Origin of the sequence: Maribellus sediminis, assembly GCF_011799805.1 — a bacterium.
Classification (GTDB): domain Bacteria; phylum Bacteroidota; class Bacteroidia; order Bacteroidales; family Prolixibacteraceae; genus Draconibacterium; species Draconibacterium sediminis_A.
In genome coordinates, this window is sequence record NZ_WXUB01000003.1 from 119,650 (window position 1) to 139,558 (window position 19,909).

The window sequence follows — 19,909 nt, forward strand, 5'->3', positions numbered from 1 at the left end:
CAGCGCACGAACATTAACTAATAAATGAATTATCCATCCCAAAAATAACATAATATGTACGACAGTAACCATATGATCAATATTTTTTACTTTCTTTATGCAAAAAGAAAGAATTCGGTGGCCTTATATAACATTAAGACTTTATTTCGAACATCAATTTGGTTGAAAATATGCTGCGCCCTGTTTGTAATATGGGCATTGCAGGCTTGTCTGGAACCGTTTTCAGCTTCGGTTGGCGATGAAGCATCGAACCTGCTTGTTGTGGACGGATTAATTTCGAATGAAAACACAGCCTACCAGGTACGGTTAACCCGCGCAGTGGCCAATATAAATGAAGACATAACTCTCGAAACAGGTGCGAACGTTATCATTGAGGACGACTTAGGCAACATGACTGCGTTTACGGAAACCGAAGATGGAATATACGAAACCAATGAGAACAATTTCATCGGAGTACCCGGCAGAACATACACTTTACAAATATCAACTAAAAACGGACGTGTATATCGATCGGATGCATGTATGATGAAACCGGCGACCCAAATCGACAGCATTTACTATGTACCAGGCAATCATCCCGACAGCGTTGCTGAAAGCTATTTCACAGGATTACGGGTATTTATTAACGGAAAAGTGAATGCTGAAGACGTGGAATACCTGCGTTGGGCCTACGATGAAGACTGGAAATTTGCCATCCCGTTTGGCTACGACGAAGTACCCACTCCGGATGGAGACTGGGAAAAAACAATTTCAAAAAAATACTGCTGGAAATCGGAAGTGTCAAACGAAATTCTGATTCAAAATTTTGGCGGACAATCACAGAAAAACATTGAAGGCAAGGAGTTGTTTTTTGTGGATTCGAAAAATACAGATAAGCTTTTCCAGCGCTACAGTGTATTAATCAAACAATATTCTATAACCAAGGAAGAATACGAATACTGGCGAAAACTCGAACAAACCAATCCGGATGTCAACAATATTTTTGGTGAACAGCCTTTTACCATCCAGGGGAATATTAAGAATGAAGCCGATCCTGATGAAAAAGTGCTGGGGTACTTTTCTGTGGTCTCGGCAGCAACACGGCGACTATATATCGACTACAGCGAAATACGATATCTGCAACTTCCGGTGAATGACTATTACAACAGCTGTGGTTTCGACTCATTGATGGTGAAAGATCTGAATATGTCGGTATATGAAATTTACGAGAACTATATTCTGAACGATTTCTATGAATACGTTCTGGCATTTCCAATCCTTCACGAAAATCCATTTATCGACAAAGTTATCGGATTGGCTGTTTCTACGCCGCAATGTTGTGATTGTACCTTACAAGGAGAATTGAATCCTCCCGATTTTTGGGAAGATGAATAAGATAAATATGAAGCTACCAAAGATCATATTAACCTTTTTGATACTTGTGTTTGTGTTTTTTGCCACAGCTCAGGAAACGGTTGTGCTTCGAACTGATCGAGACATTTACATCAGTGGTGAGCCCGTATGGCTTAAAATTGACTGTATAAAAAGCGGTAGCACAAATAAGTCGGAACTCAGCCAGGTGGCATACCTTGAGGTAATCAACGGCAAAAACACGCCTGTTGTTCAGTTAAAATTTGCCCTCGAAAACGGAAGCGCCGACACGAAATTTGAATTACCCGACACGCTCTCGACCGGTATTTTCAGAATAAGAGCCTACACCAAATGGATGAGAAACTACAACGCAGACCTGTTTTTTACGAAAGACATTGTGGTTATGAATCCATTTTCAAAAAAACCTTTCCCGGCTGCCGAAAATATATTCAGGGACGACACTGTAATTTTTTACGGAGAGAATGGTCGTATTCCCGCGCACTGTCAAACTAAAATTCTAGCCCGCTCATTCAATAAAACAGGAAACCCGATCAGTACTTCGGGAACGATTTTATCTCCTGGCGGTGATTCAATTGCCAGTATTCAAACCGATAAAAACGGATTTGGAGCTGTTTTGATTCAGACAGAACAACCGGGCCGTTACACGTTCCAGGCCGGAAGCAATTCCCTAAAAACGATTACCGCATTTGAAGCAAATGAAAACGCTTATGCTTTGCAACTCAGTAACGAGACCGGTAATTCACTGCAGTTTAAATTACATTCTACTACACCAAACGAGTTCCATACACCAGAATGGAAGCTGGATATTCTAAGCTCCACGGGAGAATTGCTGAACAGCTACCGCTTCGTCGATCAGAAAATACCTGTTGTTAATGTTGAAAAAAAGGAGCTGCTAAAGGGCTATTTAAATGCATTACTTATTCATCCTTCAGGCGAGGTTGTGGCATCGCGCTTTTTTGTGAAAGATGCCGAAACCGTTGAGAGCCGTTTTGAAGTAAACACTGACAAACAAAATTACACCGGGCGCTCACAGGTCGTGTTGCAAATTAAAAATCAGGGCCAGCTGAAAGACGTATCTGTTTCGGTGTTAAAAGACTGTCTGCTGGCTGCAAAATCGAATAAGAATTCACCAACTGTGTTTAATTCTCCGCTTAATGAATTAACTAAATATGCGAGTGAAAATCTAACTGTTAATGATCTTTTGATTGCCTATTCGCCGATTCAAAAAATTCTCGCCGATTCGGATAACAAACTTTATTTACCCGAGCGAAAAGGTGAAATCATTTCAGGAAGGATACTTGATATTGAAACGCAGGAACCGATCAAAAATGAGGCTTTCATGCTGAGTTTTGTCGGGCATCATCCAACAATCGACATAAGCGAAACGGATGAGGCCGGCCAATTTTATTTTGAAGCGAACGGATTTGGCGAACAGGAAATGGTCATTCAGCCTTTCCTCCAGGATTCATTGTCGGCAAGATACAAAGTCAACCTCGATTTACCTTTTTCCGCGAAGTATTCAAGCCGACCACTGACGCCCCTATACATGGAACGTGAAAAACTGGCTCAACTCAACCAGGCCATTATTAATATGCAGATCTCTGTGCTTTATGACAAGGTTAATCCGTGGCCGGCACAGGAACTGCAACAGGCTGAACCGGTGAGTTTTTATGGTTCTCCCGGCAGTTCAACAGTGCTAGACAACTACATTGAAATGCCAACCATGGAGGAGATTTTCCGCGAATTGGTGCCACAGGCACATCTGGTGAAGAAGGCTGATGAATTCAGCTTCTCGATATCAGAAGGAGAAGTTAATTCGCGCGAAATCAACTCGTTCTGCATGGTTGACGGCGTTCCAGTTGCCAATCAGAATGACCTCTTAAAAGTTAATGCGGCAAAGGTTGAACGAATTGATGTTGAAAGCCGTGATGTGTTTGTTCATCAGTATCAAATTGGCAAGGTAATGAATCTGGTTACGAAGGCAGGAGACATGGCTGCCTTTGATTTCGATAAAAACCTGTTTCGGCAATCCTATACTATGTATACTCCGGTATACAAATTTAATTCGCCCGACTACTCGCAGGATTCACTTAAGCATACACGAATTCCTGATTTCAGAAATGTACTTTACTGGAATCCTGAAGTAAGGTTCAACGAAAATAATACAGTTGAAATCCGCTTTTTCACATCTGATGAAGCGGCAACTTATACTATTGTTTTAGAAGGCATTAACAGTGAAGGACTAATTGAACGACAAACTTTCCCACTAAGCGTTTCGGACGTAGCGGCAGCCCAATAAAAACCAGATCCTCAATCGTCGTAAATAGTAAGCATCACATTGGTTTCAAAATCGCCGGCCCCGTGAACAATGGAAATACCGCTCAAGCGAAACTGAATGGGGATCTCTGAAATTAAGCCTTTACCACGGAAGAAATAGCTGGAGTTGGCAGAAACAACCTGGTAATTCTGACCATCGTTAACGTGATTGCTTTTATTATTTTCTTTCGAATATCCGTTTCCGCTTCTTACGATTTCAACCTGCATGGCATCATCCCAACTTACATCCTCTTTTCGCACTTCAACTTTCCATTTTCGGTTTGGATTGTTCGTTTTATCCCATGCATCATTTGAATCTACCGTAACAAAGAGCGTTGATTCACTTTCAACGGAAGCATTAAAATCGGCTCCTGCATTTTCGATACTAAAACTTGCGGCATCAAAAGTTGCCATCCCTTCAACCTGAAGCTCGAGTTCCTGCGCCTTTACAACGAAACCGATAAGCAGTAAACATCCGGCAAAGACCAGTTTTTCTAATAGAAATTTTGTTTTGTATACTTTCATCGTTCGCTGCATTAATTGTCACTAATGGTGTACATTACGGTAAACACCTGATCTCCCGCCGATTCTATTTTCGAAAAGTCGGTAATCTCAATCGAGTACTTCAACTCGTGTCCCATGTTCACACCGTCGCCGGTATAACAACTTCCAATGCCGCTAATAATTGGCCGCGGATCTTTAGTCATCTGGACTTTCCCAAGTGAATTTCCCTGGTTGGCGCTGCCAAAGGGAGTTGCCGCCGAAGCTTCTATAAAAAAAGCAATGCCGGCCGGAATTTCTCCTTCGCTAATCTGTGCCACAATTTTTCGCTTATTGCTGTTTGGTCGTATGGCCGAAGAATAATTGATCCAAAGCGATTCTTCAGAAAGTTTCTCCACCACCGGTTCAGCACCCGGCTGATCGGAAGCACTTATGGCAAACTCTACGTTGTTTAGCGCCGGCTCAATGTCGACCACGGCAATCTCGGGAACCGTAAAACGCACGTTCACAGCCTTATCGTTCAATTGCGAAAACACCGGAAACGCCTGCATTAACACAAATGTCGTGAGCACTATATTTTTTCGAAATCGCTTCATTTTATCCTGGTATTGAATTGATTAAGAGTCATTATCTCATCGTTAACAACTACCACCGGAAATGCATTCCGATAACGCAGCTTTAACACTTTCAGCTGTTTTAAGACCGCTTCTTCGGAATCATATTTCCCAACAAAATATTTGTGAAAGTTATCAATTTGTTTTTCGAAATAAAAAGTATGTCCACTCAGAAAATCAGCATCTTTTGGTAAAGGCTTTCTGAACGCGCCAATTTGAATGGTGTAATAAGGTTTGGCTTCAGCTTTTTCAGGCTTTGTTGTACTTGCCACTTTCAAAGTACTAACACCCCCTTTTACCGACATGGCCGTACCCGAAGGTTTAAAAATAATGTTCTTCTTTTTAACCGAAAGAACCAAATCGATTTCGCGCTCTTCACCGGGCACCAGTTCATACTCGTAGCTAGACTGCGCTGCCTGATAACCGGCCGGAATGGTATTGGCATAAATGCGAAACACAACTGTTCCGGGACGCACCAGCGGAAAGGAAAAAGAACCACTCTTGTCAGTTGTTATGCGATAAGACTCGAAGTCGGTCTTTAATTCCACAACAATGTTTGCTGCACTCGCCTGCATATCATCAAGCGCCGAAAGCGATGCTTCACCCAGTTTTAACTGCCCCTTTATCCTGGCACCTTTCAAAATCTGAATATTTACCTGCGAGACTTCATTTTCATGTACATCCAATTCCAGTGGCATGCGAATATTTGTGGTTTCGTCAATCTTAAGTTTATCGCGATCGATCGTCAACAGTTGTTTTCCCGGAGGAACGGCTTTAAATTCAAATTCACCCGCCTTATCCGAAACTGCAATTTCACTTAGCACCTTTATGTAAATGCCTTCTACGGCATTGCCTTGCTGATCGGTAATTCTACCTTCGATTTTGCCGGCTTTGATAACCTGTTTCAAAGGAATTCCCAGGTTGTAGGAGTAAGTCGCCGAGATTGTAAATTCAGGATCGCTGGTCTGGCTTTTAAAAATGGTGTAAAAACTGCGTAGCGAAATTGTATGCCGTTTTAAAAATGAATAATCGAGATTGAATTGCATCAGGTTTCGGTTACGGTAGTAATCGTCGATATCGTAAGCATTCTGAAGGTAGAAATTCATTCGGAGGTTTCGGGTAATTCTACTCGAAGCTGAAAGTCCGGCCATCAAACTTCGCTGATCGTCGGATACAAACTGATTGATGTTCGACCAGTGCCCAAAAAGCCGGATCGAATTCCGGGTATTGAATTGATAAGTCAGGTTCGTGCTAACACGGTAGCTGTTTTGTTTGTTTTGCCCGTCTGCCAGCAAATAGTTGGTGGTTTCGCCTAACTCGCCGGTAAGGCTGTAGTTAAACCGCTTGAGTCGTTGGTTAAACTGCAGGTTCCACGAATCGGTTGTGTAATGGAATTTTTGAAGACTTAGCCTGTCTTTTCGCTCGGTTTCCCGCCAGTACAATTTCACGCTGCTTTCGGAACCAAGCCGGTAATTAAGCCCTCCCTGAAACGACCTGGAATAGGGAGCCACAACAAAAAAGGTATCGAGCTGGGCATTGTTGAAGTCTTCCCTTACATTGACTGTCAAACTCAGTTTTTCTGAAATTCGTGCACCGGCATTGGCCGAGTAAAACCTCGAGTTGGTATAATATCCCGGATAGTATTTGCCGGCATCGTAGTAAATCCCTGAAAGCTGAAAAATGGAAAACCTGCTGTTCAATCCTGCCCGCCATGCATTCGATCCCTGCTCGTTGAATTCCCCTCTCGAATACTCCAGTTCAAGACTGGTGTTCTCGAAGGGATTCAATTGTGAAGTAACACTTATCAATTGCGCAGGATCATTATACCCCAGGTATTTTTTCGAGAGTAAATAAACGCCAACACTATTTTGTTTCCCAAAATTGAATTCTGAGAAGGCGGCCAGTTCATCCTCTATTTCCTCATAAAAACGCGGTTTTACATACATGGCTCCGAAAGCCAAGCCATTATTCAAGGTGAATTTGGCCTCAGCTCCGCGGCCAAATCTCGAATTTTCGGTGAGCGGCGTAAGGTTGTACGATTTTTCGCCAAGAAACAGATCGACATTTTTCTGCGAATAATACAGGTAATACTGATCGTACAATCCCAAAAAACTAAGATCGGCATTATTGGGCCAGCGCGCCAAAAACCCAAGCCGGTGCTTTCCTTGCGGATCGAGAGTGCCCCGCCCTTCAATTTCAAACTGATAAGCCGATTGGAAATCGTTATTTCTATTTGTCGATAAATAAGTAGCCGAAGCTTTTACCGGAAATCTAAAAAACAGATCCTGTTTTGCTTTTTTCGATGGCAATACAATGGAACTCGCATACACGCTTTCCAAAATCCGATCGTTGATCTGGACCCTTAGCGTAAAGGATTCCTTTCTACTTTCAATCGATTCCTCAGAAGTTGCTTTAACGATCTTCACCCCGGCCGATTCTCCGGGCTGTAGTTTCAGATCGGGCGATCCAACAATATCGCAATTGCCGGTATTCAGAAATATTTTTTTCTCGGTATTCCCAAGATTTTGGATCAAATAATTTGCGCTGATATTTTCGCCGGCCATCACATGATCCGTCTTATCGACCAATTGTAAGGTAATGTTTTCAACCTCTTTTACCTGAACTTCAATTTGGGACACAGCCAAAACCTCATCACTTGTAGCATGGTGCAGTTCAACCTGAAAAGCAAATTTACCCACCGGATGGTTGTTCGGCACTTTAAAGGAAACAATGCCCAGCGAAAGCGCGTTTGGCTTCAGCTGCATATTGAACGGACGGGTCACGATGTTCCACGATTCGGGATGCGAAAAAACGGGAAGCGCATTAAGCGTATCTTCAGAATGATTTTGTACCCGAAACGCCAGGTTGACAATTTTTCCGGGGATTACAGAAATATCTGTAGTATTGAATTGGATAGAAAGTCGATCTGCTCCCTGCCCCGCTACATTCCGGCACAGCACTAAAAATATTACAACAATGAGCAGACGACTTGCACGCATTATTAAAGTTCAAGCGAAATATTGGTTCCGTAAATATGATCCTCATCGCAATCGGCAACAAGAACGGCAGCATAACTTCCGGGCTCGATTCCGTCGAGTGGAATTGAAGTTGTTATAGAAGTTCCCGGGAAAGTTTTTCGGCGATCGGCTTTAAAAACGCCAAGCGAGGTACCATCGGCGCTAAAAATCTCAAGACTCATTTCAGGCTTAAGAATGCATTCGCCTGTATTTTCAACAGCCACATTTAGTAAATTTCGTTCCCCGTCTTTAACCAGCTCAAGTCCCAGAAACTGCAGGTCTTTACTTCCCGAATCGCCAATATTGGTAATTATTTGAATGGCGTAACGAATGGCCGTATTTATTTTAACGCCACCGGTGCTCGCTGTTGTGTCCGGCGGTAAAATGCCTTCAACCATGATAACGCTCCAGTAAGTTCCCCGCAACGAATCGCTTTGCGGTACACTTACTTCAAAATCGATGGCGGCTTTTTCGCCAGGTTCAAGCGTTAAAAGTTGCGGGCTGTAATTGATCCATGAAGCATTTGAACGTTGCAAGGTTCCGGGTTCGTCGTGCCTGCTTTCGCCTGTGTACGAAAACCAGTAATCACGCAGGTAAACTTTCACGCTTTTAGTCTCGCTACCACTGTTTTGAATTTCAACACGATCGCGGTATTGTTCGCCGGGCTGCCCCACTTGCTCATGAGACAATCCGTTTAAAATTACAATATTTGCCTGCGCAAAAAATGCCAGGTGCATTAACATGAAAAAAAGGATACACATTTTGGTGTAAACCCGAATTTTTATGGCTGATTTTAACATTCTCAAGGATTTAATGCTAAAATACCAATCTTCTAAATTTCTGCAATTTTTTGGAAGTATTAATTATCGTCGGTGAGCGTATAAACAATACTTACTAAAGCAGGCTGCTGTTCTGAATTTCGGTAAAAAACAGCTTCATCAACATCCACTTCGTACGAGAGCAGGTGTCCGTTTTGAGTTCCGGTTCCGGTGTAACAGCAACCAATGCCTGAAATAATATCAGCGGGCATTTCCGATAGTTCTACTAAACCTTTGCTTTGCCCTAATTCTCCTTTTCCCTTACCAACACTCTTTTCTGCTTTTACCTTTAAAGTAATTCCATGAGGCATTGTTCCGCTAACGCTGGCTGTTACTTTTCTTTTCTGATTTTTTTCGCTAACCGAAGAATAATTTATCCAAACTCCTGACTTTTGCCTGGTATTCAGATTTATCTGATCTCCGGCAACGGCAGCCGCACTCCCGGTCAGATCCAGATTTGCATTTTCTTCAAACTGTAACGAAAGTAAGGCAACATTTGGAATGTTCACTTTGGCTTTATGATTTGCTTCATGCTCATCGGCATAACAAGTACCGGCCAAAACAAGCAGTATAAAAAATAATCCTATTGCGCCCTTAAAATTCATCTCCTAAAGATAGAACATAATAAAAAGCACGTCAATAAGCTTTTTGCCTATTTTTCGGGTTCAAAAAACTGAACAAAAAAAGGCCTGACTTCACAGTCAGGCCTTGCATAGACTCTTATTTTTTACCCGAAAGTCGAATTAATTCTCAGTTATAGTGTACGTTACCGTATTTGTAAAATTTCCTGAAGTCAAATCTTCGTACTTTGCATCGCTTCCCATTTTCAATGTATAAGTTAGCTGATGACCTGAACCGGCACCTGTACCTGTGTAGCAGTTTTTAATATTTGTTACAATGTCTTCGCTGGTACCTGAAAGTGTGATCGCACCTTTTACAGCTTTACCTACTGCTCCGTTACCTGCTCCTGCATCGTCAGTAGCGGTCAACTCAATGCTTACTCCGGTTGGCAAATTATCGCCGTCCATTGCAACAGTAATTTTGTTTGCTGAACTTCCGATTATTGAAGAATACTGTAAGTATACCGAGTTGTCGCTTGTGCTTTCAGCGTCAAAGTTAAGACCTTCACCTGCAACAGTTGGAGCTGCCGGCTCAAGTACAATTTCTGATGCAGAAGATACTCCAACAAGTGCATGTTTCGAGATACCAACTTTTACGTTGTGGTTAGCTGTTTTTTGTGCGTTAGCAACAATAGAAATTCCGAAGATTAAAACCAATGATAAGATTAATGATAAATTTTTCATGATGTTGTGTTGTTTATTGTTTGTAAATTTTTTCTTCAAAAAAGCTTGATTCAATTTGCGTCCGAATCGCTTTTCTAAAAGCAACTCACATGCCAAAAATCACAAACAACTGATTTATTGACACTTAGATTTCGTGCCAAAGTTTAAGTACGGCTCATTTTGGGACACTTTTTTGACAATGGGGACAAATGCCCTGATTAGGACAAATGAAAAAGGAGGGATAAAATAAGCTGAGCAACTAAAAAAGAAGTAGGAATCGGTCTATTTCTGACGATCCAAATGTTCGGCAGCCAGTTCAACCTGAGCATACCAATCGGCGCCATATTTTTTGATTAGCGGTTCCTTTAGAAATTTATATAGCGGAATTTTTTGCGATGTGCCACACTCGCGACCGGGTTTGCAGATTTCCAGTTCCTGGTAATTAACGGCATCAAAACGTTTGTATTCGGTGATTCGAATGGGGAAAAGATGACAGGAAATTGGTTTCCTGAATTTGGACTTACCTTCGAAGTAGGCTTTTTCGATGGCACATTTTAAAATGCCACGTTCGTCGTAAAAACTAAAGGCGCATTGTCGGTTGTCAACCAGCGGCGTTACCAGGTCGCCGTCGCTATCAATAACTGAGAAGCCTTGCTTTTCAACTTCACGTATATGTTTCTCAGGAAGATAATTTTCAAAATTGGAATATTCCAGCTCGATCATCATGGCCTCGTCATCGGTAAGCGGAGCACCCGAGTCACCTTCAATACAACAGGCGCCTTTACATTTTAATATATCGCACACAAAGTGCTTTTCAAATACATCGTCGCTTAATATGGTGCGGCCAATCTCGATCATCTTCTCAAAAATTCAAATTAGAACAAAAAGAACTGTCATTCCTGCGTCAGCAGGAACCTTCCACATTACAGAAGATTCCAACATTCGTGGGAATGACAGTGCACTATCAAAAATCTATTTTTTCTTGATCAGGTTTTTCCCGGTCATGTCAGCCGGAACTTCAAGTCCCATAACGGCTAATAAAGTTGGAGCGACATCAGCCAGCACTCCATTCTCCAGTTCAATACCTTCTTTTTCTGAAACAAAAATACAAGGCACCGGATTCAGCGAGTGTGCAGTATTTTCCGATCCATCCGGATTCACTGCGTTATCGGCATTACCGTGGTCGGCAATGATCATGATATCGTAACCACCTTTCTGAGCAGCTGTAACCACATCTTTAGCACAGGCGTCAACAGCAACAACTGCTTTGTAAACCGCCTCGTAAACGCCGGTGTGTCCTACCATATCGCCGTTTGCAAAGTTCAGACAAACAAAGTCTGCTTCACCGTTTTCCAGTTTTGGAACAATGGCATCACGAACTTCTGGTGCCGACATTTCGGGTTGAAGATCGTAAGTAGGAACTTTTGGCGATTGAACAAGAATACGGCTTTCACCTTCGAATTCTGCCTCGCGGCCACCACTGAAGAAGAAAGTTACGTGGGCATATTTTTCAGTTTCAGCAATTCTGATCTGCTTCAAACCGGCTTTCGAAACGATCTCGCCCATGGTATTTTGAACGTTTTCTTTATCGAAAATTACGTTGATACCTTTAAAATCGGCTTTGTAGTTGGTCATCGTGTACCACTGCAAATTCATGGTGTGCATACCGTATTCCGGCAGGTCTTCCTGAGTGAAAGCAATGGTAGTTTGACGCAAACGGTCGGTACGGAAGTTGAAGCAGATCACAACATCGTCTTCTTCAATTTTAGCCAGTGGTTCACCGTTTTCATCAACCATCACAATCGGCTTCATGAACTCGTCGGTAACACCATTGTCGTACGATTTCTGCATGCTGGCAAGAATATCGGTCGACGCTTCACCTTTACCCTGAGTGTAAAGATCGTAAGCCAGTTTCAAACGATCGTAGTTTTTATCGCGGTCCATTCCGAAGTAACGACCAATCAACGAAGCGAATTTACCAACAGTGCCTTCCAAAGCTTTCAGGTCGGTTTCAACAAAACCGTATCCCGAACGCGGGTCGGTATCACGACCATCGGTCAAACCGTGGATAAACACATCTTCCAGTCCCATATCGGTGGCAATCTGACACAAAGCAACCATGTGCGAGCTCAGCGCATGAACTCCGCCAGGGCCGATCAAACCGATCAGGTGTACTTTCTTATTGTTTTCTTTTGCGTAATTGTAGGCTTTCACAATTTGCGGATTTTCCCACAACGACTTATCGCGAATGGCTTTGGTGATCTTCACCATATCCTGGTACAAAATACGGCCGGCACCAATGTTCAGGTGACCCACTTCCGAGTTACCCATCTGCCCATCGGGCAAACCAACATTTTCGCCACTTGCCAGCAATTGCGAGTGCGGATATTTTTCCATTAACGAATCCATAAAAGGTGTTGGAGCCGTTGAAACGATGTCGTTTTTCGATCCATCGCCGATTCCCCATCCGTCGAGAATCATCAGTAAAGTTTTCTGATTATCAGCCATTTTATTCTATTTTTCTTAATATCAAAATTTGAACGGACAAAAGTATCCTTTTTTAATTCATTAAGGAAATAATACTCAAGTTGTTCAGATGGATTTAACAATCTTTTGGGATTAATTGCCCGATATCGCTAAATTTAAGAATTGAGTTGCAAAAGGCTAACTTTGCAAAAACAATGTTGGTTAGGATTTTGCGTTAAATCCGCACAGATGTTTCATTACTTGTTGCAACTTCTGCTTAGGATAATCGTTTTATTCTTCGCATGTAAAAAACTATATGAGGAAAGTTAAAATTGAGATACCCATTATTCTGCTGACCATCGTTATGCTGGCACTGATGGCTTTGTCAGGAAACCTGGTTTATAAAAGCTTGTCAGAGATCGTTAATTCGATGCTCGCAGAATCGCACCCCGACAACAAACTTTTATTGGTGAAGGATGCCAATTCCGACCTCAACGAAATGGAAAATGTGGTAAAGTTGTATGCCCTCAGTGAAAAGAAAAGTTATCTGAATGATTATTACGAAATAAATAATTCGCTGGAAAGCAAACTCACCGACATCAAAAACACAACGATAACAGATAGTTTAAGTCAGCCACTCCTGGATTCCATGATCACTCTTTCGCAACAAAAAATGGTGATCTGGAAAAACATACTCAACCTGCATCTCTCGAAAAAAACCGAGCACGAATCATTTAACCAGTATTTCGAAACGCTGGATACTATTATGGTAGTGCAGGATACCATTCATTTTGAGGAAGCCGAAAAGCGTGGATTTTTAAAACGTTTGTTTGGCAAGCAACCCGAACCGCCAAAACCGGTAATTGTTGACCGAACCGTTGAAAAACAAATCCTGCGACAGGAGATGCAGGACCTGGAGGAAGAGATCAGACAGCGCAACCAGGAAATGTCGACAACGGAAGCCGCTTACCTGCAAAAAAACCTGCAGGTGAATGAGGCACTGTCGGCAGTTATTGCCCGGCTTGAGTTAAAAGAGCAGGAAAGCCTGCTTCAAAAATCGCAGGAAGCCGATAGCCTTGCCACACAAACTTACAAGCGGCTTGTGCAGTTTGCACTATCACTTATTTTATTAATGATACTGGTACTCTTCCTGTTTTTTCGCGATCTTCGAAAATCCCGGGCTTATCAAAAAGCACTTAGGGAAGCCAAAACGCAGGCTGAAAACCTCGCGCGTACAAAAGAACTTTTTGTAGCTACTGTAAGCCACGAAATGCGTACGCCGGTAAATGCCATACACGGCTTGTCGGAACAATTGCTGCAACAAAAACACGATGCCAAAATTGAGAAAGACCTGCAGATTATCTTTGAATCGACACAACATTTAACTGAGTTGGTGAATGATACTTTCGATTTCACCCGCATCGAAAATCAACGACTTCAATTAAACCCCATCGATTTTTCGCTGAACGACCTACTCGATAAACTGGAGTTGTACAACCGCAAAAGTACCGCAGCCAAAAACATTCGATTTGAACTTGAAAAGAACTTTGATGAGTCGCTGGTACTTTTCGGCGATGAAGGCCGCCTGAAACAAATCCTGAGCAATCTGCTGACCAATGCCATAAAATTCACCGATGCCGGGCTGGTCAAACTTAAAGCAGATGCGCAAAGCCAGGCGGAAAACATTTTACTGTCGTTTGAAATTTCGGATACAGGTATTGGTATTGCCGAAGAAAGCCAACAGCTTATTTTTAACGATTTCGTTCAGCTGGACACCGACATCAATAAAAAAAGCGGCGGCACCGGTCTGGGTCTGTATATCGTAAAAAAACTGGTTGAGCTTTTAAACGGAGAAATCACTTTGAAAAGCCAGCTTGGTTTGGGCACGGTGATCAATGTAAACCTCCCGTTTAAAATCGGTGACCGAAAGAAACTTCAGAAAAACATTGAAAGCTACCCGGCTCCTTCAGGTTTGAAAAATAAAAAAGTGCTGCTTGTTGACGACGACGAATTTAACCGGCACCTTCTAAAAAATATTTTCTATAAATGGAAAATTGATTTTGATGAGGCGGAAAATGGGAAGCAAGCAGTTGAACTTTCAGAGCGAAATGTGTACAGTTTGATTCTGATGGATATTCGTATGCCTGTGATGAATGGTACTGAAGCGGCTCAAAAAATAAAGGCATCGGGAAATGCAGCTAAAATTATGGCGCTGTCGGCAAACACCGGCAACGAAACCTTGAACAGCACTGAACATGGATTTGATTTTGCCATGGAAAAACCATTTACTGAAGCCGCCTTGTACCACAGTATTCAAAAGGTTTTAGGACAAGAATCCGACATAGAGAAGATTGAGCTTAAAAAAACTGAAGGCATAAAGCCCGATCTTAGCGAACTTGAACGAATGGGAAATGGCGACTCAAAATTCCTGCAGGAAATGATCACTTTATTTATTTCGTCGAGCGAAAACAGTTTGCAGGCCATGCAGGAGAATCTGGCCGGGAAAAACTTTCAGGCCATTGCCGACCTTGCTCACAAACTGGCCGCACCGGTAAAATATATGAATGTATTGCCCCTGTACCACAAGGTGAAAGGCCTGCAGAACATGGCCGAAAATAATCCGGATGTTGATCTTTTAGAAAATATGATAGCAGAATTGAAGCATGAAATCGAGACGTTGAACAAAGAATTGACTGCCCTGCTCACCAAGTTTTCGGTTTAGTGGCTTTTTACTTTTCCGTGAAAGACATTATAGATACTTTTGCGCAATAAGACTGAGGGAACACGATTAATGGAATCGAATGCTTTTAAAATATTTGTGGTAGAGGACGATGAATGGTACAACCGTTTGCTTGTTCACAACCTGTCGTTGAATCCCGATTACGAGATACAGTCGTTTGCTACCGGTAAAAGCTGCCTCGACCAACTGCATCAGCAACCCGATGTAGTTACCCTCGATTACCGTTTGCCCGACATGAAAGGTCTGGAAGTGCTAAAACAGATCAAGGAAATAAATGAAGATGTTCAGGTGATACTGATCTCTGAGCAGGAAGATATTGAAGTGGTTGTTGATTTGCTGAAACACGGCGCCTACGATTACATTGTAAAATCGAAAGACATACGCGAACGACTCCTTAATACTGTAAATAATATTCGGAAAGAAGCCCAGCTTAAGGACGAAATTAAAACGCTGCGTAAAGAAGTTAAAAAGAAATACAGTTACCAGAATACGATTGTCGGGAGCAGCCCGGCCACCCAAAAAATTTACGACCTGATTGAAAAAGCTACCCGTACCAATGTTACTGTTTCGGTTACCGGCGAAACCGGAACAGGGAAAGAACTGGTGGCAAAAGCAATCCATTACAATTCAACACGCGCCAAACAGCCTTTTGTTGCCGTGAATATGGCCGCCATCCCAACCGATCTGATCGAAAGTGAACTTTTCGGGCACGAAAAAGGAGCATTTACAGGAGCTGCGGCGCGCAGGATCGGAAAATTTGAAGAAGCCAATTCAGGTACATTATTTCTCGATGAGATTGCAGAAATGGATATTTCACTTCAGGCCAAATTGCTTCGGGCATTGCAGGAAAAAGAAATTATAAGAATTGGCAGCAATAAACCGGTTAAAATTGACTGCCGCATTATTATCGCTACCAACAAAAATCTGCTCGACGAGGTTAAAAAGGGAAATTTCAGACAAGACCTTTACTACCGTTTTTATGGCTTGCCAATTGATTTACCGCCTTTGCGCGAACGCGGAAACGACATTATTTTGCTGGCCAAAAGCTTCATTACCAACTTCTGCAAAGAAAATAAGCTTGAACCCAAAACACTTACTGCCGAGGCTTCGAAAAAACTGCTGGCTTACCCATTCCCGGGAAATGTTCGTGAATTGAAATCGGTAATCGAACTGGCCGTTACCTTAGCGGACGATCGTGAAATTGATGCCGGAAATTTAATTCTGGATGACCCCACCGACATGGAAAGTTTGTTTACTGAAAACATGACTCTTCGCGAATACAACCTTCGCCTGGTAAAACGCCTGCTCGACAAATATGACAACAAACCAAAGGTAGTTGCCGAGAAACTCGATATTGGCGTTGCCACCATTTACCGCATGCTTAAAGAAGAAGATTAGCCCTCCTTCAAATTATCATTTTGATAATTCGCTATCATATTGATAGAATTCTGTTTTTAGCCTGATTTCTTAATTGACTGTACTATTGATGCTTAGCGGTGCCAAAAATATGTGGCACACAGCTTGGCTATAATAGGGCATATTATTCAAATTAATAACTAGGAGGAACAGAGTCATGAAAAAGAACAGAAAATCACAGATAGCGACCGGACTGCTCGCTTTGATTATTGTTGTTATTGTTGCTTTTGCCGGTGTTTCTATCTATCAGAAAAAAACAAGTGAAATCAATTCGCTTCAAACCGAGAAGCTGAATGTTGATGAAGAACTTGCTGCACGCGACTCCATGGTGAACGAACTTGTGGGCGCATTCAACGACATTGAAGATAACCTGAAATTTATAAAAGAGAAGCGCAAGATGCTTTCTCTCGAAACCCAGAAAGAGGGCGGACGCGATCAGAAACAAGCCATTATCGATGACATTGCGCTGATGAATGAAATGCTTGAAAAAAGCAGCGAGCACATCGATCAGCTTGAGCAGCGTCTGAAACGTGCGGGTATCGAACTCAGCTCGTTCAAAAAGAAACTGGCTAGCCTGAATCAAAGCATTGAGGAACAAAATTCTGAAATTTTAGCTCTGCAGGAGCAACTCGAAGAAAAAGATCTGCAGATAGCAGAATTGCATAGCGTGGTTGATACCATGTCGACGCTGATGGCGCAACAAGCCGACACGCTGGTCGTAAAAGAGCGCGTCATTCAGGAAAAAACCGATGAATTAAATAAAGGCTTTGTAGCATTCGGAACCTACAAGGAACTGGCTGACAACGGTGTAGTAAAAAAAGATGGCGGCTTTCTGGGACTGGGAAAACATGTATCGTTGAAAAACAACATGGACCAAAGTTATTTCACTCAGCTCGACATCCGCGATACCAAAACCATTCCGCTGTTTACCAAACAGGTTAAAATTATATCAGAACATCCCGACAGTTCTTACAATTTTATTGAAGAGAATGGCATGATTGCCTACCTGGAAATTGAGAACCCGGATGAATTCTGGAAAATATCAAAATACGCAGTAATTGAAATTAAGTAATAACAAATAACCCTTTGTTTTTTATCAGTTGAGATGCCGCCATCAAACCCGGCGGCTTTCAACACCTTCTTTGAAAATATTTAAGTACGGGATTATTGAAATTAAGTGATAAAGAATGACCATTAAATCAGTTGAGATGCCGCCACTTCAGACCCCGGCGGCTATCAACACTTTTTCACCAAAATTTAAAAACAGAAAAGACATGAAAAGAATTGGATTTGTATTGATGATACTTGTTTTAGGAACCGCGTTAATGCTTTCGTGTAGTAAGGATGACACGGTGAATTACACGGAAGGCAAGGGAAAAGTGAACATCTATCTTACCGATGCTCCTTTTCCTATTAACCTGGTTTCTAAAACTGTTGTAACTATCGACAAGGTAGAAATAAGAAAACAGGAAAGCGACACTACAGGTGCCGAATTTATTACGCTAACAGATGAGCCAATGGAGGTTGACTTGCTTACACTTTCGAATGGTGTTACCGAGCTTTTAGCTTCGGTGGAGCTTGAAGCCGGTTCGTACGACCAGATCAGAATGCATGTTAGCAAATCGTCGGTTTATATGAATGACGACACGAAATTCGACCTGAAAGTACCAAGCGGATCGAGCAGCGGCCTGAAAATTAAAATTGAGCCGGCCATTGAAATCAGCGAAGGACAAAATGCCGACGTGTTGCTCGACTTCGATGTAAGTAAATCATTCGTTGCCAAAGGCAACTGGAAAAAAGGAAATATTATTGGGTTCAACTTCAAGCCGGTGATTCGGTGCGTCCTCCTCGATATGGCTGGACGTATCGAAGGCACCGTCCTTGATACTGCCAATACCGCACTTGAAAATGCTTCGGTAAAAGTGTGGATGGAAACTGAAGAGATGACTGACAGCTTAATAACTTCTGCCTTTACAAACCCGGATGGTAAATACCAGATCATCGGGATACTGGCAGGAAACTACTACATGACAACTGAGTTAGATAGTTTTACGACAGATACCGTTTTTAATGTTAGTGTTACAGCAGGAGAATCAACCCAGGTTGATTTTATGTTGACCCCTGAGCCATAAAGATTGTATGAGGGATGCGTAGATCAGACTTATCAATCAGTTTGGTCGAGGCTTTGAGGTTTTTTAGTACGGGCTGCCCATTGTTGAATGGGCAGCTTTTTTTATGAAAGTCTCCAGAAATTCAACAATAAATTACGATTCTAAATTTTAATACTCACCCTGATCCCGAGTGCTCGGAATCGGAATGAAAAGGAATAAGCTCGTAAAATGATGGTAAGGATGTTTAAGCCGGAAAACATTGCAGATTATTATTTGAAGAAATCCCTTTTGGGAGGGACGAACTGCTTTTCGGAGACAATGAAATAGCAATTCGCCGATCCCGAAAAAGAATGTAAAAGCTTAGAGATTAATATGGCGTTAGTTTTTTACTGCTGAAAATTTTCGGGTTGATTATTTAGCCTGAATATTTTGTGATAAGCTTTCTGACGAGTTATTTAAAATCCACATCATTTCTTCGTAGCTTTTTTGCCCTGACAAATCAGCTACCAATTCATTGACATTAACTCCTCCCAGTTGTTCAATCCTGCTCCAATCCCTTCTGGCTGCATCCAGGTCACCCAAAGCATACAAACACAAACCTCTGGCCATTAAAAGGCTTTCATCGTTGGGAAGATATTTAATTCCATTGTTGTAGAATTTAAGCGCACTACTGGGTTTTTCTTTTACATACAGTTTTTGGTTGCCTTTATCCAGGAAATATTTCGCCTTTTCATAAAACCTTTCCATCACTGCTCCGTTTGCTTCATCAACACTCGAATACACCATTGATATTTCTTGTGGCATAGTAGCCGCGTTATTGTTCCGCAAACCAGGTTTCCACATCCCATTGGTAGTTTGTAAAACCCTGACAATTTCTTTATCCAGTTCCGGGCATACACTATTAACTATAGTAATATCGCTTACCTCACCTTCCGGTGTAATTAAAAATTTTATGACTTCTGTACCTTCTTGTTTGCAAACCGCCGCTCTTTCAGGAAAAGTAATTTTTTCAGCGAGGTAGGCTTTAATCAATACATCGGAACTCTCGTTTAGAAGATTATTTACATTATTAATACCTGTAAATTGAGGAGGGGAAACTTGTACTTCTCCGACGTTGGCAATCGGATCCTCCGTTTTGTTCTGCCCGAATAAGAAGAACGGAACAACAAAACAAATGAAGAAAATTACACTCTTTTTCATGACATTTAATTTAAAAGTTAAATAATAAAAGACTAGTGTAAAGTTCTCGTATTGAG

The 19,909-nt window shown here is 42.0% G+C and carries 15 protein-coding genes; 6 read left to right on the forward strand and 9 right to left on the reverse strand.

Features of this window, described 5'->3' with window-relative positions:
* The first annotated feature begins 54 nt into the window (after window positions 1-54).
* Together HFD85_RS12405 and HFD85_RS12410 are read left to right on the forward strand one after the other, a co-directional pair.
* Window positions 55-1,374, forward strand: a complete 1,320-nt coding sequence (locus HFD85_RS12405; RefSeq protein WP_167610037.1) for a DUF4249 domain-containing protein — start codon at window positions 55-57, stop codon at window positions 1,372-1,374.
* Complete coding sequence (locus HFD85_RS12410) at window positions 1,367-3,670, forward strand: hypothetical protein (protein ID WP_167610039.1); 2,304 nt, start codon at window positions 1,367-1,369, stop codon at window positions 3,668-3,670. Before HFD85_RS12405 ends, HFD85_RS12410 begins: the two co-directional genes overlap by 8 nt.
* Window positions 3,671-3,681: 11 nt before the next feature.
* Here HFD85_RS12410 and HFD85_RS12415 read toward each other — a convergent pair whose 3' ends face one another.
* The 8 genes from HFD85_RS12415 to gpmI all read right to left on the reverse strand — a co-directional run bounded on the left by HFD85_RS12415 (window position 3,682) and on the right by gpmI (window position 12,428).
* Window positions 3,682-4,212 carry a hypothetical protein gene (locus HFD85_RS12415; protein WP_167610040.1) on the reverse strand — a complete coding sequence of 177 codons (531 nt, stop codon included), beginning with the start codon at window positions 4,210-4,212 and terminating at the stop codon, window positions 3,682-3,684.
* Between the two features lie 11 nt (window positions 4,213-4,223).
* Complete coding sequence (locus tag HFD85_RS12420) at window positions 4,224-4,784, reverse strand: hypothetical protein (protein WP_167610042.1); 561 nt, start codon at window positions 4,782-4,784, stop codon at window positions 4,224-4,226.
* Window positions 4,781-7,801 carry a hypothetical protein gene (locus tag HFD85_RS12425; protein WP_167610043.1) on the reverse strand — a complete coding sequence of 1,007 codons (3,021 nt, stop codon included), beginning with the start codon at window positions 7,799-7,801 and terminating at the stop codon, window positions 4,781-4,783. The genes HFD85_RS12420 and HFD85_RS12425 overlap by 4 nt, the downstream gene beginning before the upstream one ends.
* A 2-nt stretch (window positions 7,802-7,803) precedes the next feature.
* Window positions 7,804-8,619, reverse strand: coding sequence for a COG1470 family protein (locus tag HFD85_RS12430; protein ID WP_167610045.1), 816 nt, complete (start codon window positions 8,617-8,619; stop codon window positions 7,804-7,806).
* Between the two features lie 59 nt (window positions 8,620-8,678).
* On the reverse strand, window positions 8,679-9,242 hold the full coding sequence (locus HFD85_RS12435) for a hypothetical protein (RefSeq protein ID WP_167610047.1): 564 nt from the start codon (window positions 9,240-9,242) through the stop codon (window positions 8,679-8,681).
* Between the two features lie 138 nt (window positions 9,243-9,380).
* Window positions 9,381-9,941 carry a hypothetical protein gene (locus tag HFD85_RS12440; RefSeq protein WP_167610050.1) on the reverse strand — a complete coding sequence of 187 codons (561 nt, stop codon included), beginning with the start codon at window positions 9,939-9,941 and terminating at the stop codon, window positions 9,381-9,383.
* A 261-nt stretch (window positions 9,942-10,202) separates the two neighbouring features.
* Window positions 10,203-10,778, reverse strand: coding sequence for a DUF3109 family protein (locus HFD85_RS12445; RefSeq protein ID WP_167610053.1), 576 nt, complete (start codon window positions 10,776-10,778; stop codon window positions 10,203-10,205).
* Between the two features lie 114 nt (window positions 10,779-10,892).
* Entirely contained in the window at window positions 10,893-12,428 is a 1,536-nt protein-coding gene (gene gpmI, locus HFD85_RS12450) for a 2,3-bisphosphoglycerate-independent phosphoglycerate mutase (protein ID WP_167610056.1), read from the reverse strand.
* Between the two features lie 274 nt (window positions 12,429-12,702).
* On the opposite strand from gpmI, the gene HFD85_RS12455 reads away from it, so the two are divergent.
* The 4 genes from HFD85_RS12455 (at window position 12,703) to HFD85_RS12470 (ending at window position 18,674) form a co-directional block, all read left to right on the forward strand.
* Window positions 12,703-15,108 carry a hybrid sensor histidine kinase/response regulator gene (locus HFD85_RS12455; protein ID WP_167610059.1) on the forward strand — a complete coding sequence of 802 codons (2,406 nt, stop codon included), beginning with the start codon at window positions 12,703-12,705 and terminating at the stop codon, window positions 15,106-15,108.
* A gap of 69 nt (window positions 15,109-15,177) precedes the next feature.
* Window positions 15,178-16,524, forward strand: coding sequence for a sigma-54-dependent transcriptional regulator (locus HFD85_RS12460; protein ID WP_167610062.1), 1,347 nt, complete (start codon window positions 15,178-15,180; stop codon window positions 16,522-16,524).
* A 175-nt stretch (window positions 16,525-16,699) separates the two neighbouring features.
* Window positions 16,700-17,614 carry a Cbp1 family collagen-binding glycoprotein adhesin gene (locus tag HFD85_RS12465; protein WP_167610065.1) on the forward strand — a complete coding sequence of 305 codons (915 nt, stop codon included), beginning with the start codon at window positions 16,700-16,702 and terminating at the stop codon, window positions 17,612-17,614.
* 115 nt (window positions 17,615-17,729) lie between these two features.
* Window positions 17,730-18,674: a DUF4382 domain-containing protein gene (locus HFD85_RS12470; RefSeq protein WP_167610068.1), complete on the forward strand. Its 945-nt coding sequence runs from the start codon at window positions 17,730-17,732 to the stop codon at window positions 18,672-18,674.
* Window positions 18,675-19,064: 390 nt separating this feature from the next.
* Here the strand turns inward: HFD85_RS12470 and HFD85_RS12475 are convergent, their stop codons facing one another.
* On the reverse strand, window positions 19,065-19,853 hold the full coding sequence (locus tag HFD85_RS12475) for an energy transducer TonB (protein WP_167610071.1): 789 nt from the start codon (window positions 19,851-19,853) through the stop codon (window positions 19,065-19,067).
* Window positions 19,854-19,909: the final 56 nt, after the last annotated feature.

Excerpts from the sequence above, each read along its gene's own strand:
- HFD85_RS12475 (WP_167610071.1), bottom strand. The coding sequence starts at position 19,853 with ATGAAAAAGAGTGTAATTTTCTTCATTTGTTTTGTTGTTCCGTTCTTC.
- HFD85_RS12460 (WP_167610062.1), top strand. The coding sequence starts at position 15,178 with ATGGAATCGAATGCTTTTAAAATATTTGTGGTAGAGGACGATGAATGG.
- gpmI (WP_167610056.1), bottom strand. The coding sequence starts at position 12,428 with ATGGCTGATAATCAGAAAACTTTACTGATGATTCTCGACGGATGGGGA.
- HFD85_RS12440 (WP_167610050.1), bottom strand. The coding sequence starts at position 9,941 with ATGAAAAATTTATCATTAATCTTATCATTGGTTTTAATCTTCGGAATT.
- HFD85_RS12415 (WP_167610040.1), bottom strand. The coding sequence starts at position 4,212 with ATGAAAGTATACAAAACAAAATTTCTATTAGAAAAACTGGTCTTTGCC.
- HFD85_RS12445 (WP_167610053.1), bottom strand. The coding sequence starts at position 10,778 with ATGATCGAGATTGGCCGCACCATATTAAGCGACGATGTATTTGAAAAG.
- HFD85_RS12470 (WP_167610068.1), top strand. The coding sequence starts at position 17,730 with ATGACCATTAAATCAGTTGAGATGCCGCCACTTCAGACCCCGGCGGCT.
- HFD85_RS12425 (WP_167610043.1), bottom strand. The coding sequence starts at position 7,801 with ATGCGTGCAAGTCGTCTGCTCATTGTTGTAATATTTTTAGTGCTGTGC.
- HFD85_RS12435 (WP_167610047.1), bottom strand. The coding sequence starts at position 9,242 with ATGAATTTTAAGGGCGCAATAGGATTATTTTTTATACTGCTTGTTTTG.
- HFD85_RS12465 (WP_167610065.1), top strand. The coding sequence starts at position 16,700 with ATGAAAAAGAACAGAAAATCACAGATAGCGACCGGACTGCTCGCTTTG.
- HFD85_RS12410 (WP_167610039.1), top strand. The coding sequence starts at position 1,367 with ATGAATAAGATAAATATGAAGCTACCAAAGATCATATTAACCTTTTTG.
- HFD85_RS12405 (WP_167610037.1), top strand. The coding sequence starts at position 55 with ATGTACGACAGTAACCATATGATCAATATTTTTTACTTTCTTTATGCA.
- HFD85_RS12455 (WP_167610059.1), top strand. The coding sequence starts at position 12,703 with ATGAGGAAAGTTAAAATTGAGATACCCATTATTCTGCTGACCATCGTT.
- HFD85_RS12430 (WP_167610045.1), bottom strand. The coding sequence starts at position 8,619 with ATGTTAAAATCAGCCATAAAAATTCGGGTTTACACCAAAATGTGTATC.
- HFD85_RS12420 (WP_167610042.1), bottom strand. The coding sequence starts at position 4,784 with ATGAAGCGATTTCGAAAAAATATAGTGCTCACGACATTTGTGTTAATG.